Raw genomic sequence first — 14939 nt, 5'->3', positions numbered from 1 at the left:
GTTTTTGCTGTTTTTTTCCGCACTTGATACAATGCGTTGAAATTGCCCTTGCGCAGGTCATGCGCTTTGGTTAGTATTCACACCCGCTTCAGTGGGAAACGAAATAACGTCCCGCTTTTATGGTCAGAAGCTAATGTTACGCGGCAGCCCCGCAAGGAACAGGTTGATTATGTACGAAGCTCTTTTGGTAGTTTTCCTTATTGTGGCGATTGGCCTTGTCGGTCTGATTATGCTGCAACAAGGTAAAGGCGCTGATATGGGAGCCTCCTTTGGCGCAGGCTCATCTGCTACGCTGTTCGGTTCAAGTGGTTCTGGTAACTTCATGACCCGCATGACAGCTGTACTGGGTACCCTGTTCTTCATCATCAGCCTGGTGTTGGGTAACATTAACAGCAACAAAACCAGTAAAGGAAGCGAGTGGGAAAATCTGAGCGCGCCAGCGAAATCTGAGCAAACTCAGCCAGCTGCTCCGGCTAAGCCGACCAGCGATATCCCGCAGTAATAGCAGTATCAGTGCTGAGGTGGTGGAATTGGTAGACACGCTACCTTGAGGTGGTAGTGCCCTAACGGGCTTGTGGGTTCGAGTCCCATCCTCAGTACCAATATTCCGAAAGAAAGACATCGAAAGATGTCTTTTTTTTCGTCTGTAATTTACCTGGCAGACACGGACAAACAAAAAAAGGGCGCTTATCGCGCCCTTTGTTCTCACTGAAAAGGTTATTTCTTCTCGCTGTGTTCCAGGCTGTCCATCTGCGGCAGGCCCGTACTGGCGGAGGCGGTAAGCAGGCCAGACTGCGCATAACCAAACAGCTTCTCGCGGGTATCGGCGATATCCAGATTACGCATGGTCAGCTGCCCGATACGATCGTCCGGAGAGAATACGGAATCCCCTTTTTCCATGGTCAGACGCTCTGCTTTATAGGTCAGGTTGTCAGACACGGTATTCAGGATCGAGTAGTCATTGCCGCGACGCAGTTCAAGCGTCACTTCGCCGGTAATAGCGCTTGCCACCCAGCGTTGCAGCGCGTCACGCAGCATCAGCGCCTGAGAGTCAAACCAGCGGCCCTGATACAGCAGACGACCCAGCTGACGGCCATGGGCGTGATACTGCTCAATGGTATCTTCGTTATGAATACCGGTCAGCAAACGCTCATAGGCAATGTGCAGCAAGGCCATGCCCGGGGCTTCGTAAATGCCACGGCTTTTCGCTTCAATGATACGGTTTTCAATCTGATCGCTCATCCCCAGACCGTGACGGCCGCCAATACGGTTCGCTTCCAGCATCAGTTCCACATCATCGCTGAAGGTCTGGCCGTTGAGCGCAACAGGGTGGCCCTGTTCAAAACGGATGGTGACTTCTTCCGCCGGGATCTTAACGTTCTCATCCCAGAATTTTACGCCCATGATCGGGTTAACGATTTTCACGCTGGAGTTCAGGAATTCCAGATCCTTCGCTTCGTGCGTTGCGCCCAGCATATTGGAATCGGTGGAGTAGGCTTTTTCCACGGACATTTTGTAATCGAATCCGCAGGCGATCATGAATTCGGACATTTCCTGACGGCCGCCCAGCTCATCAATAAAGTCGGTATCCAGCCACGGTTTATAGATTTTCAGCTCAGCGTTAGTCAGCAGACCGTAGCGGTAGAAACGTTCGATATCGTTGCCTTTATAGGTACTGCCGTCGCCCCAGATATTCACACCGTCTTCTTTCATGGCGGCGACCAGCATTGTTCCGGTCACAGCACGGCCCAGCGGCGTGGTGTTGAAGTAGGTCAACCCACCGGTGGTGTTATGAAACGCGCCACACTGGATAGCGGCAATGCCTTCGGCGACCAGCTGCTTACGGCAGTCGATCAGGCGGGCATTCTCGGCACCATACTCTTTTGCACGGCGTGGAATCGCGTCATAGTCATCCTCGTCCGGTTGACCCAAGTTTGCTGTATAGGCGTAAGGAACGGCACCTTTCTGGCGCATCCACAGCAGGGCCGCGCTGGTGTCGAGACCACCGGAGAATGCAATACCAATACGTTGTCCAACCGGAAGATGCTTGAGAATCGTCGTCATAAAATAAATCCCTGCTTAATATACTGATGGTGAGAGACTTAACAGCCACGCCATGATGTGTTGTCACCGGAAGATGATACCGCTTAGCTTCTCATCATTAATGCATTTTTATGCAAAATTAGTGAGTTTTCATTTAAACATCTTTTGGCGACGATCGAAAGCGAAGAGTGACAGAATAGTTAAAAAATCGCTGGCGTAGCCGCCGGGCGGGCGTTTAACGATGTGTCTTTCGCGTCAATACCTGCTTCATTGCGTATTCCACGCTATGCAAATCTGTGCGTGGCGGCAGGTAAACCCCTCTGCCTGGCGTTCATTCTGCGGTTTCCGGCACGCGCGCGTAGTTTTCCTTGCAATGAACAAAATCAATTGATTATAATACTCGTCTTATCAGTAGTTCCCGGTGTTTACACCTGTCTTAACTTGCATTTAATGCATGATCGGCGTAGTATTTGCCACGTTTCAGGCGCGGGGTGGAGCAGCCTGGTAGCTCGTCGGGCTCATAACCCGAAGGTCGTCGGTTCAAATCCGGCCCCCGCAACCACTTTCCCTTAGTGTTCTTTTTCAAATATACTGTGAAGACGTTTGAGCCTTCCTCTTTTTGGATTTGAAAAAAATACTTCTGGAAGGTTCTCCAGGCCGCAGTTGCGGCTATAGGGTTCAGTTATCTAAAGCCCCGATTTATCGGGGTTTTTTGTTATCTGACTACAGAATAACTGGGCTTAGCGCCCTTTTTTTATGTCTTGGGGGTGGGTTTGTCCACATTAGAGCAAAAATTAACAGAGATGATCACTGCACCGGTTGAGGCTCTGGGCTATGAACTGGTCGGCATCGAATTTGTACGCGGTCGCACATCTACGCTGCGCATCTATATTGATAGTGATAATGGCATCAATGTTGATGATTGTGCTGATGTCAGCCACCAGGTGAGCGCAGTAATGGACGTTGAAGATCCTATTACCGTCGCTTACAACCTGGAAGTCTCCTCACCGGGTCTCGATCGTCCTTTATTCACCGCCGAGCACTACGCGCGTTATATCGGCGAAGAAGCAACGCTGGTACTGCGTATGGCGGTACAAAACCGTCGCAAGTGGCAGGGTGTAATTAAGGGTGTTGACGGTGAAATGATCACCGTTACGGTCGACGGTAAAGATGAAGTGTTCGCTTTAAGCAATATCCAGAAAGCGAACCTGGTCCCCCACTTTTAACAGTCTGGATTGAGGTGAAAGGCCCCCAATGAACAAAGAAATTTTGGCTGTTGTTGAAGCAGTTTCCAACGAAAAATCGTTGCCGCGTGAGAAAATTTTTGAAGCGCTGGAAAGTGCTCTGGCGACAGCAACCAAGAAAAAATACGAGCAAGAGATCGACGTTCGCGTAGAAATCGATCGCAAAAGCGGCGACTTCGACACCTTCCGTCGCTGGGTTATCGTTGAAGAAGTGACGCAGCCGACCCGTGAAATCACGCTGGAAGCTGCACGTTACGAAGATGAAAGCCTGAATGTGGGTGATTACGTTGAAGATCAGATTGAATCTGTCACCTTTGACCGCATTACTACACAAACAGCGAAACAGGTTATCGTACAGAAAGTACGTGAAGCTGAACGCGCGATGGTTGTGGATCAGTTCCGTGAGCACGAAGGTGAGATCATCACCGGCGTGGTGAAAAAAGTGAACCGCGACAACATCTCTCTGGATCTGGGCAGCAATGCTGAAGCTGTGATCCTGCGTGAAGATATGCTGCCGCGTGAAAACTTCCGTCCAGGCGACCGTATTCGTGGCGTGCTTTATGCCGTGCGTCCGGAAGCGCGTGGTGCGCAGCTGTTCGTGACGCGTTCCAAACCGGAAATGCTGATTGAACTGTTCCGCATTGAAGTGCCAGAAATTGGCGAAGAAGTTATTGAAATCAAAGCCGCTGCTCGCGATCCAGGTTCTCGTGCGAAAATCGCCGTGAAAACCAACGACAAGCGTATCGATCCGGTAGGTGCCTGCGTAGGTATGCGCGGTGCCCGTGTCCAGGCGGTGTCTACCGAACTGGGCGGCGAGCGTATCGATATCGTGCTGTGGGATGACAATCCGGCGCAGTTCGTTATCAACGCGATGGCACCGGCGGATGTCGCCTCTATCGTGGTGGACGAAGATAAGCACACCATGGATATCGCGGTAGAAGCGGGTAACCTGGCGCAGGCGATTGGCCGTAACGGCCAAAACGTGCGCCTTGCTTCTCAACTGAGCGGCTGGGAACTCAACGTCATGACCGTTGACGATCTTCAGTCTAAGCATCAGGCGGAAGCCCATGCAGCGATCGACACCTTTACCAAGTATCTCGACATTGACGAAGATTTTGCCACTGTACTGGTAGAAGAAGGTTTCTCGACGCTGGAAGAACTGGCCTATGTGCCAATGAAAGAGCTGCTGGAAATTGACGGTCTTGATGAAGCGACCGTCGAAGCCTTGCGCGATCGCGCTAAGAACGCACTGACCACCCTGGCGCTGGCACAGGAAGAAAGCCTCGGTAATAATAAACCGGCTGATGACCTGCTGAGCCTTGAAGGGTTGGATCGCGAAATGGCGTTTAAACTGGCTGCTCGTGGTGTTTGTACGCTGGAAGACCTCGCCGACCAGGGCATCGATGACCTGAGTGATATTGAAGGTCTGACCGACGAGAAAGCGGGCGAGCTGATTATGGCCGCACGTAATATTTGCTGGTTCGGTGACGAAGCGTAATAAACTGTAGCAGGAAGGAACAGCATGACAGATGTAACCGTAAAAGCGCTGGCCGCTGAGATTCAGACCTCCGTGGACCGCCTGGTACAGCAATTTGCTGATGCAGGGATCCCGAAGTCATCTGACGACTCAGTGACAGCACAAGAAAAACAGACATTGTTAGCGCACCTGAACCGTGAACATGGTTCAGCGCCTGACAAGCTGACGTTGCAGCGCAAAACGCGCAGCACACTGAACATCCCTGGCACCGGCGGTAAAAGCAAATCGGTGCAGATCGAAGTCCGCAAAAAACGCACCTTTGTAAAACGCGATCCGCAAGAGGCTGAACGTCTCGCCGCGGAAGAAGAGGCGAAGCGCGAAGCGGAAGAGAAGGCCAGTCGTGAAGCGCAGGAAGCTGCTAAGCGTGAAGCCGAGGAAAAAGCCAAGCGTGACGCACAAGAGAAAGCGAAACGTGAAGCCGAAGAAAAAGCGAAACGCGAATCCGCTAACCCGGTGAAACGCGAAGCTGCGGAAACGAGCAAAGTGAGCAATCAACAATCTGACGAAATGACCAGGACTGCCCAGGCTGAAAAAGCCCGTCGTGAAGCCGAAGCGCAGGAACTCAAGCGCAAAGCTGAAGAAGAGGCACGTCGTAAACTGGAAGAAGAAGCACGCCGCGTGGCAGAAGATGCGCGTCGTATGGCCGAAGAAAACGAGAAAAATGGTGTTAATGTGGCTGCTGAACCGGTTGAAGAGTCCAGTGACTATCATGTAACCACTTCTCAACATGCGCGTCAGGCAGAAGACGACAGCGACCGCGAAGTAGAAGGTGGCCGCAGCCGTACGCGTACTGCTAAAGCACCGCGCCCGAAAAAAGGCAACAAGCATTCCGAATCGAAAGCCGATCGCGAAGAAGCGCGCGCTGCTGTTCGTGGCGGTAAAGGCGGCAAGCGTAAAGGTTCTTCTTTACAGCAGGGCTTCCAGAAACCGGCTCAGGCGGTTAACCGTGACGTTATCATCGGTGAAACCATCACCGTGGGCGAACTGGCTAACAAAATGGCAGTGAAAGGCTCTCAGGTCATCAAAGCGATGATGAAACTGGGCGCAATGGCCACCATCAACCAGGTTATCGATCAGGAAACTGCGCAGCTGGTTGCGGAAGAAATGGGCCACAAAGTTATCCTGCGTCGTGAAAACGAGCTGGAAGAAGCGGTAATGAGCGACCGTGACACTGGCGCTGCGGCAGAAGCTCGCGCACCTGTTGTGACCATCATGGGTCACGTTGACCACGGTAAAACCTCGCTGCTGGACTACATTCGTTCAACGAAAGTGGCCTCTGGCGAAGCGGGCGGCATTACTCAGCACATCGGTGCGTACCACGTTGAAACTGACAACGGTATGATCACCTTCCTGGATACCCCGGGCCACGCCGCCTTTACCTCTATGCGTGCTCGTGGCGCGCAGGCAACGGATATCGTTGTGCTGGTTGTGGCAGCGGACGATGGCGTGATGCCGCAGACTATCGAAGCAATCCAGCACGCGAAAGCGGCGCAGGTGCCGGTCGTGGTTGCGGTGAACAAAATTGATAAGCCGGAAGCTGACCTGGATCGCGTTAAAAACGAACTGTCCCAGTACGGCGTTATGCCGGAAGAGTGGGGCGGCGAGTCTCAGTTCATCCCTGTATCCGCGAAAGCCGGTACCGGTATTGATGACCTGCTGAACGCTATCCTGCTGCAGGCTGAAGTTCTGGAACTGAAAGCGGTTCGCAAAGGTATGGCGAGCGGCGCGGTTATCGAATCCTTCCTGGATAAAGGTCGTGGTCCGGTAGCAACGGTTCTGGTACGTGAAGGTACGCTGAACAAAGGCGACATCGTGCTTTGTGGCTTCGAATATGGCCGTGTTCGTGCAATGCGTAACGAACTGGGTCAGGAAGTTATGGAAGCCGGCCCGTCTATTCCGGTTGAAATCCTGGGTCTGTCCGGTGTGCCGGCAGCCGGTGATGAAGTGACCGTTGTACGTGACGAGAAGAAAGCGCGTGAAGTTGCACTGTATCGTCAGGGCAAATTCCGTGAAGTCAAACTGGCGCGTCAGCAGAAATCCAAACTTGAGAACATGTTCGCTAACATGACTGAAGGCGAAGTTCACGAAGTGAACGTTGTTCTGAAAGCTGACGTACAGGGTTCTGTAGAAGCGATTTCCGATTCCTTGCTGAAACTGTCTACCGACGAAGTAAAAGTAAGGATCATTGGTTCCGGCGTAGGTGGTATCACCGAAACCGACGCGACCCTGGCTGCGGCATCCAATGCTATTCTGGTTGGCTTCAACGTTCGTGCTGACGCCTCTGCGCGTAAAGTGATCGAAGCGGAAAGCCTGGATCTGCGTTACTACTCCGTCATCTACCACCTGATCGACGAAGTGAAAGCAGCGATGAGCGGCATGCTGTCTCCGGAACTGAAACAGCAGATCATCGGTCTGGCTGAAGTGCGTGACGTGTTCAAATCACCGAAATTCGGTGCGATCGCGGGCTGTATGGTTACCGAAGGCACCATCAAGCGTCACAACCCGATCCGCGTTCTGCGTGACAACGTGGTTATCTACGAAGGCGAGCTGGAGTCCCTGCGCCGCTTCAAAGATGACGTTAACGAAGTTCGTAACGGCATGGAATGTGGTATCGGCGTGAAGAACTACAACGACGTTCGCGTTGGCGATATGATCGAAGTGTTCGAAATCATCGAGATCAAGCGTACCATCGCTTAACCTTCGTAATGCCCGGTGGCTGGGTTGCAGGTCTGATAAGCGTAGCGCCTTCAGGCCTGAGAGCACCACCTGGCAACTATTTCAAAAGGGGCTTTTAGCCCCTTTTTTGTCTTTATCTGGAGGACTTATTATGGCGAAAGAATTTGGCCGCCCTCAGCGTGTCGCGCAGGAGATGCAAAAAGAGATCGCGCTTATCCTGCAACGCGAAATTAAAGATCCACGTCTGGGCATGATGACCACCGTTTCCGGTGTGGAAATGTCCCGCGACCTGGCTTATGCGAAAGTGTTTGTGACCTTTCTGAACGACAAAGACGAAGAAGCCATTAAAGGCGGCATCAAAGCATTGCAGGACGCCTCCGGGTTTATCCGTTCGCTGCTGGGTAAAGCCATGCGTCTGCGTATCGTGCCGGAACTGACCTTCTTCTACGACAACTCGTTGGTGGAAGGTATGCGTATGTCTAACCTGGTGACCAACGTGGTGCGTCATGACGATGAACGTCGTGTGAACCCGGACGACACCAAGGAGGACTGATGAGTCGTCCTCGTCGTCGCGGTCGCGATGTGCACGGCGTACTGTTGCTGGATAAGCCGCAAGGGATGTCCAGCAACGACGTGCTGCAAAAAGTAAAACGTCTCTATAACGCGAATCGCGCCGGGCATACTGGCGCGCTGGATCCGCTGGCGACCGGCATGCTGCCGATTTGCCTGGGAGAGGCGACAAAGTTTTCCCAGTATCTGCTGGATTCGGATAAGCGTTACCGCGTGATTGCTCGTCTGGGTCAGCGCACGGATACCTCCGATGCCGATGGACAGATTGTTGAAGAACGCCCGATCACCTTCAGCGCAGAGCAGCTTGCTGCCGCCCTGGAAACCTTCCGCGGTGATATTCAGCAAATCCCGTCCATGTATTCGGCTCTGAAGTATCAGGGGAAGAAGCTTTACGAGTACGCGCGCCAGGGTATTGATGTGCCGCGTGAGGCTCGTCCGATTACCGTTTACGAGCTGCTGTTTATCCGCCACGAAGGGGATGAGCTGGAGCTGGAAGTACACTGCTCGAAAGGCACCTATATCCGCACCATTGTGGACGATCTCGGTGAAAAGCTCGGCTGCGGCGCACATGTGATTTTCCTGCGCCGTCTGGCCGTGAGCAAGTACCCGGTTGATCGCATGGTGACGCTTGAGCAATTGCAGTCGCTGGTTGAGCAGGCCGGTGAGCAGGATATTCCTGCCGCTCAGTTGCTTGATCCTCTGCTGATGCCGATGGACAGTCCGGCAGCGGACTTCCCGGTCGTGAATATTCCTGCCGTCAGCGCCGCTTATTTCAAAAACGGCCAGCCCGTTCGCGCGGCACAAACGCCGACAGAAGGCCTGGTGCGCGTGACGGAAGGGCCAGAGTCGGTATTTATCGGCATGGCAGAAATCGACGATCAGGGTCGCGTGGCGCCACGCCGCCTGGTGGTTGAGTACCCGGCGTAATCCATTGCAGTTACCTTGCGATAACAGGGTACTGCGAGTAGAATATTGCCGCTTAACGTCAGGTTAGATGTTTAACATCTTCCGGCGTTAAACCTGGGGTTGCTGAATTAGAGATCGGCACCCTTTCATTCTTTTAATTTTGGAGTTTAAAATGTCTCTAAGCGTTGAAGCTAAAGCAAAAATCGTTTCCGAGTTTGGTCGTGGCGAGAACGACAGCGGTTCTACCGAAGTTCAGGTTGCCCTGCTGACTGCTCAGATCAACCACCTGCAGGGTCACTTTGCAGAGCACAAAAAAGATCACCACAGCCGTCGTGGTCTGCTGCGCATGGTTTCTCAGCGTCGTAAACTGCTCGACTACCTGAAACGTAAAGATGTTGCACGCTACACCGCGCTGATCGAGCGTCTGGGTCTGCGTCGCTAAGTCTGGCGAGTTTCACAGAAAGGGGCCTTAACGGCCCCTTTTTTCAACCAGACGGCAGCAATTCGACCTAAACTATTGTATTGTTGCTATGAATGATCTTCGTTGCAGAGGTTCGCGCGGCTAATGAGAGGCTTTACCCGGTTTGGGTTAGGGTTGTCATTAGTCGCGAGGATGCACAGAAGATCGGGTATTAACGTCAGCACACCCAATGGTGTGCTGTCATTCATTAAGAAAGGATAAAATTTTGCTTAATCCGATCATTCGTAAATTCCAGTACGGTCAACATACCGTAACGCTGGAGACCGGCATGATGGCGCGTCAGGCAACTGCAGCTGTTATGGTAAGCATGGACGACACCGCGGTATTCGTTACCGTTGTGGGTCAGAAAAAAGCGAAACCGGGCCAGGACTTCTTCCCGCTGACGGTTAACTATCAGGAGCGTACTTACGCTGCTGGTAAAATCCCGGGTGGCTTCTTCCGTCGTGAAGGCCGTCCAAGCGAAGGCGAAACGCTGATCGCGCGTCTGATTGACCGCCCGGTTCGTCCGCTGTTCCCGGAAGGCTTCGTTAACGAAGTACAGGTTATCGCCACCGTAGTTTCCGTTAACCCGCAGGTTAACCCGGACATCGTGGCAATGATCGGCGCATCCGCTGCGCTGTCCCTGTCCGGTATCCCGTTCAACGGCCCAATCGGCGCGGCGCGTGTAGGTTACATCAATGACCAGTACGTGCTGAACCCGACCCAGGAAGAGCTGAAAGCAAGCAAACTGGATCTGGTGGTTGCCGGTACCGAAGGCGCAGTGCTGATGGTTGAATCCGAAGCTGAACTGCTGAGCGAAGACCAGATGCTGGGCGCCGTGGTATTTGGCCACGAACAGCAGCAGATCGTGATCCAGAACATCAACGACCTGGTGAAAGAAGCCGGTAAACCGCGTTGGGACTGGCAGCCAGAAGCGGCTAACGAAGCCCTGAATGCACGTGTTGCTGCGCTGGCTGAATCCCGTCTGAGCGATGCTTACCGCATCACCGACAAACAGGAGCGTTACACGCAGGTTGATGCTATCAAAGCTGAAACTGTGGCTGCGCTGCTGGCTGAAGATGAAACCCTGGACGCCAACGAACTGGGCGACATCCTGCACGCTATCGAGAAAAACGTTGTTCGTAGCCGCGTACTGGCAGGCGAGCCGCGTATTGATGGCCGTGAAAAAGACATGATCCGTGGTCTGGACGTGCGTACCGGCGTGCTGCCGCGTACCCACGGTTCCGCACTCTTCACCCGTGGCGAAACTCAGGCGCTGGTTACTGCGACCCTGGGCACCACCCGTGACGCGCAGAACATCGACGAACTGATGGGCGAGCGCACTGACAGCTTCCTGTTCCACTATAACTTCCCTCCGTACTCCGTTGGCGAGACGGGCATGGTAGGTTCACCGAAGCGTCGTGAAATCGGTCACGGTCGTCTGGCGAAGCGTGGCGTGCTGGCAGTAATGCCTGACGCTGAGAAATTCCCGTACACCGTACGTGTGGTTTCTGAAATCACCGAATCCAACGGTTCTTCTTCCATGGCGTCCGTATGCGGTGCTTCTCTGGCGCTGATGGATGCGGGTGTGCCGATCAAAGCCGCCGTTGCGGGTATCGCAATGGGTCTGGTGAAAGAAGGCGACAACTTCGTTGTGCTGTCTGACATCCTCGGCGACGAAGATCACCTGGGCGATATGGACTTCAAAGTGGCGGGTTCCCGCGACGGTATCTCTGCGCTGCAGATGGATATCAAAATTGAAGGCATCACCAAAGAGATCATGCAGGTTGCGCTGAACCAGGCTAAAGGTGCGCGTCTGCACATCCTGGGCGTGATGGAACAGGCAATCAACGCGCCGCGTGGCGATATTTCTCAGTTCGCGCCGCGTATTCACACCATCAAGATCAATCCGGACAAGATCAAAGACGTCATCGGTAAAGGTGGCTCTGTGATCCGTGCGCTGACCGAAGAAACCGGCACCACCATCGAAATCGAAGATGACGGCACCGTGAAAATCGCAGCGACCGACGGCGAGAAAGCGAAATACGCTATCCGTCGTATCGAAGAGATCACCGCAGAAATCGAAGTGGGTCGCGTCTACAATGGTAAAGTGACCCGTATCGTTGACTTTGGCGCGTTCGTTGCCATCGGCGGCGGTAAAGAAGGTTTGGTGCACATTTCTCAGATCGCTGACAAGCGTGTAGAGAAAGTGACCGACTATCTGCAGATGGGTCAGGAAGTCCCGGTTAAAGTTCTGGAAGTCGATCGCCAGGGCCGCGTCCGTCTGAGCATCAAAGAAGCGACTGAACAATCTCAGCCTGCTGAAGCGGCACAAGCGCCGGCAGCAGAACAAGGCGAGTAAGGTTGCTGTTTAGCTCTCCGTCGTTGACGGAGAGTTTTCATTCCGGGCAGGATGCTGTGTTTGCAGCCGGGGGACAGGATGTCCATCTAATTGTTGTCTTCGGGAGTGGGAAATGAAGCCTTTTTTGCGCTGGTGTTTCGTTGCGACAGCTTTAACGCTGGCAGGATGCAGCAACTCTGCCTGGCGTAAGAGCGAAGTCCTGGCGGTGCCATTGCAACCGACTTTGCAGCAAGAAGTGATTCTGGCGCGCATGGAACAAATTCTTGCCAGTCGGGCTTTAACCGATGATGAACGCGCACAGCTTTTATATGAGCGCGGAGTGTTGTATGATAGTCTCGGTCTGAGGGCACTGGCGCGAAATGATTTTTCACAAGCACTGGCCATCCGACCCGATATGCCTGAAGTATTCAATTACTTAGGCATTTACTTAACGCAAGCGGGCAATTTTGACGCCGCTTATGAAGCGTTTGATTCTGTACTTGAGCTTGATCCAACTTACAACTACGCGCACTTGAATCGCGGTATCGCTCTGTATTACGGCGGTCGTGACAAGTTAGCGCAAGATGATCTGCTGGCGTTTTATCAAGACGATCCCAATGATCCTTTCCGTAGCCTGTGGCTTTACATCGCCGAGCGTAAGCTTGACGAAAAGCAGGCCAAAGAAGCACTAAGACAGCGCTTCGAGAAATCGGATAGAGAGCAATGGGGATGGAACATTGTCGAGTTCTACCTCGGTGACATTAACGAAGCAACGTTAATGGATCGCCTGAAGGCGGACGCAACGGATAACACCTCGCTCGCTGAGCATCTCAGTGAAACCAACTTCTATTTAGGTAAGTTCTACCTAAGTCTGGGGGAAAAGGACAGCGCTACGGCACTGTTCAAGTTAGCGGTCGCTAACAACGTACACAACTACGTTGAGCATCGTTATGCATTGTTGGAATTATCGCTCTTGGGCCAGGAGCAAGATGACCTGGCAGAATCGGACCAGCAATAGCTGACGAACAACGATCAGCCCACCAACTTTTTTACTAAAGTCATCATCCTGACGGGTGAGGGCGTTTTTGTTCGTTAATCAACTAAATTTGAGCCGGTTCACACTTTTCAATGAAAATTGCAGATCAATTTCACGATGAGTTACGTAGACTGGCCGCCATCAATGAGGCACATGTACTACATGACTGATACCATCGAAACCACTTTTTCTGATCTTGGGCTGAATGCCTCCATCCTTCAGGCCCTGAACGATCTGGGTTACGAAAAGCCATCTCCAATCCAGGCAGAGTGTATCCCACATCTGCTGGGTGGCCGCGATGTTCTGGGTATGGCCCAGACCGGTAGCGGCAAAACCGCAGCGTTCTCTTTACCGCTGCTGCACAACCTCGATCCTGAGCTGAAAGCGCCACAGATTCTGGTGCTGGCCCCGACCCGCGAACTGGCGGTTCAGGTTGCTGAAGCCATGACGGACTTCTCTAAACATATGCACGGCGTAAACGTGGTAGCCCTTTACGGCGGCCAGCGTTATGACGTGCAGCTGCGCGCCCTGCGTCAGGGCCCACAAATTGTTGTGGGTACCCCGGGTCGCCTGCTTGATCACTTAAAACGCGGCACGCTGAACCTGTCCAACCTGAAAGGTCTGGTACTGGACGAAGCGGATGAAATGCTGCGTATGGGCTTCATCGAAGACGTTGAAACCATCATGGCTGAGATCCCGGCTGAACATCAGACCGCGCTGTTCTCCGCCACCATGCCGGAAGCGATCCGTCGCATTACCCGCCGCTTTATGAAAGAGCCGCAGGAAGTGCGCATTCAGTCCAGCGTAACCACTCGCCCGGACATCAGCCAGAGCTACTGGTCTGTATACGGTATGCGTAAAAACGAAGCGCTGGTGCGTTTCCTGGAAGCAGAAGACTTTGACGCGGCGATCATCTTCGTGCGTACCAAAAATGCGACCCTGGAAGTGGCTGAAGCGCTGGAGCGCAGCGGTTATAACAGCGCCGCGCTGAACGGTGACATGAACCAGGCGCTGCGTGAGCAGACCCTGGAGCGTCTGAAAGATGGTCGTCTGGACATCCTGATTGCGACCGACGTTGCGGCCCGTGGCCTGGACGTTGAGCGTATCAGCCTGGTCGTTAACTACGACATCCCGATGGACTCCGAGTCTTACGTGCACCGTATCGGCCGTACCGGTCGTGCAGGTCGTGCAGGTCGCGCACTGCTGTTCGTTGAGAACCGCGAGCGTCGTCTGCTGCGTAACATCGAACGCACCATGAAGCTGACCATTCCGGAAGTTGAACTGCCGAACGCAGAACTGCTGGGCAAACGCCGTCTGGAAAAATTCGCCGCCAAAGTCCAGCAACAGCTGGAAAGCAGCGATCTGGATCTGTACCGTGGCCTGCTGTCAAAAATTCAGCCTTCCGCTGACGAAGAGCTGGACATCGAAACGCTGGCTGCTGCGCTACTGAAAATGGCGCAGGGCGAACGTCCGCTGATCCTGCCACCAGAAGCGCCGATGCGTCCGAAGCGTGAATTCCGTGACCGTGACGAGCGTTTCGAACGCCGTGGCGATCGCAACGACCGTGGTCCGCGTGCTGAGCGTGGCGGTGAAGATCGTCCGCGTCGTGAGCGTCGTGACGCTGGCGAAATGGAACTGTATCGTATTGAAGTGGGCCGTGATGATGGTGTTGAAGTTCGTCATATCGTTGGCGCTATCGCTAACGAAGGCGACATCAGCAGCCGTTACATCGGTAACATCAAGCTGTTCGGTACTCACTCCACCATCGAACTGCCGAAAGGTATGCCGGGCGAAGTTCTGCAACACTTTACCCGTACGCGTATCCTGAACAAGCCGATGAATATGCAGCTGCTGGGTGATGCACAGCCGCACGAACGTCGCGGTGGCGATCGTCCTGCCGGCGAACGTCGCTTCGGTGGCGGTGAGCGTCGCGAAGGTGGCCGTGGCCCACGTCGTGAAGGCGCAGCGCCAGGCGCTGGCCGTTTCAGCGGCGAACGTCGTGAAGGCAGCCGTGGTCCGCGTCGCGAAGACGGTGCCGCATCCGGTCGTCGTCGCTTCGGTGATGCATAATCGCGTAACGCATTACGCTTTACTGTAAAGTAAAAGTTCCAGCCCCGATCTTAACA

12 protein-coding genes and 2 tRNA genes are annotated in these 14939 nt (G+C 53.6%); 13 read left to right on the top strand and 1 reads right to left on the bottom strand.

Annotation, left to right across the window (positions count from 1 at the left end):
* Window positions 1-169 precede the first annotated feature (169 nt).
* Together secG and QRD42_RS02415 are read left to right on the top strand one after the other, a co-directional pair.
* Window positions 170-502, top strand: a complete 333-nt coding sequence (secG, locus tag QRD42_RS02420; protein WP_072569590.1) for a preprotein translocase subunit SecG — start codon at window positions 170-172, stop codon at window positions 500-502.
* Window positions 503-515: 13 nt separating this feature from the next.
* Window positions 516-602, top strand: a tRNA-Leu gene (locus QRD42_RS02415).
* A gap of 115 nt (window positions 603-717) precedes the next feature.
* Here the strand turns inward: QRD42_RS02415 and argG are convergent.
* Window positions 718-2064: an argininosuccinate synthase gene (gene argG / locus QRD42_RS02410; protein ID WP_072569591.1), complete on the bottom strand. Its 1347-nt coding sequence runs from the start codon at window positions 2062-2064 to the stop codon at window positions 718-720.
* Between the two features lie 464 nt (window positions 2065-2528).
* On the opposite strand from argG, the gene QRD42_RS02405 reads away from it, so the two are divergent.
* The 11 genes from QRD42_RS02405 (at window position 2529) to QRD42_RS02355 (ending at window position 14883) form a co-directional block, all read left to right on the top strand.
* A tRNA-Met gene (locus tag QRD42_RS02405) sits at window positions 2529-2605 on the top strand.
* Window positions 2606-2816: 211 nt separating this feature from the next.
* Entirely contained in the window at window positions 2817-3269 is a 453-nt protein-coding gene (gene rimP, locus QRD42_RS02400) for a ribosome maturation factor RimP (protein WP_158684874.1), read from the top strand.
* 28 nt (window positions 3270-3297) lie between these two features.
* Entirely contained in the window at window positions 3298-4785 is a 1488-nt protein-coding gene (nusA, locus tag QRD42_RS02395; RefSeq protein ID WP_072569593.1) for a transcription termination factor NusA, read from the top strand.
* 24 nt (window positions 4786-4809) lie between these two features.
* Window positions 4810-7521 (top strand): translation initiation factor IF-2, encoded by a 2712-nt coding sequence (gene infB / locus QRD42_RS02390; protein ID WP_072569594.1) that lies wholly within the window; start codon window positions 4810-4812, stop codon window positions 7519-7521.
* Window positions 7522-7651: 130 nt separating this feature from the next.
* A complete protein-coding gene (rbfA, locus tag QRD42_RS02385) occupies window positions 7652-8053 on the top strand; it encodes a 30S ribosome-binding factor RbfA (RefSeq protein WP_072569595.1) in 402 nt (133 codons plus the stop codon).
* Entirely contained in the window at window positions 8053-8997 is a 945-nt protein-coding gene (gene truB, locus QRD42_RS02380) for a tRNA pseudouridine(55) synthase TruB (RefSeq protein ID WP_318363382.1), read from the top strand. Before rbfA ends, truB begins: the two co-directional genes overlap by 1 nt.
* Before the next feature lie 151 nt (window positions 8998-9148).
* The gene (gene rpsO, locus QRD42_RS02375; protein WP_004385056.1) at window positions 9149-9418 is read left to right on the top strand and encodes a 30S ribosomal protein S15; all 270 of its coding nucleotides are present in this window, start codon (window positions 9149-9151) and stop codon (window positions 9416-9418) included.
* Window positions 9419-9662: 244 nt separating this feature from the next.
* Window positions 9663-11798: a polyribonucleotide nucleotidyltransferase gene (gene pnp / locus QRD42_RS02370; protein ID WP_072569597.1), complete on the top strand. Its 2136-nt coding sequence runs from the start codon at window positions 9663-9665 to the stop codon at window positions 11796-11798.
* Window positions 11799-11910: 112 nt separating this feature from the next.
* Window positions 11911-12795: a lipoprotein NlpI gene (gene nlpI, locus QRD42_RS02365; RefSeq protein ID WP_072569598.1), complete on the top strand. Its 885-nt coding sequence runs from the start codon at window positions 11911-11913 to the stop codon at window positions 12793-12795.
* Between the two features lie 110 nt (window positions 12796-12905).
* Complete coding sequence (yrbN, locus tag QRD42_RS02360) at window positions 12906-12983, top strand: protein YrbN (RefSeq protein ID WP_099458804.1); 78 nt, start codon at window positions 12906-12908, stop codon at window positions 12981-12983.
* Complete coding sequence (locus QRD42_RS02355; protein ID WP_321988725.1) at window positions 12976-14883, top strand: DEAD/DEAH family ATP-dependent RNA helicase; 1908 nt, start codon at window positions 12976-12978, stop codon at window positions 14881-14883. The genes yrbN and QRD42_RS02355 overlap by 8 nt, the downstream gene beginning before the upstream one ends.
* Window positions 14884-14939 lie beyond the last annotated feature (56 nt).

The sequence above is a fragment of the Enterobacter sp. PGRG2 genome (assembly GCF_030291195.1).
In the GTDB taxonomy this organism is placed as follows: domain Bacteria; phylum Pseudomonadota; class Gammaproteobacteria; order Enterobacterales; family Enterobacteriaceae; genus Enterobacter_D.
This window is presented reverse-complemented; position numbering and strand designations above follow the sequence as displayed.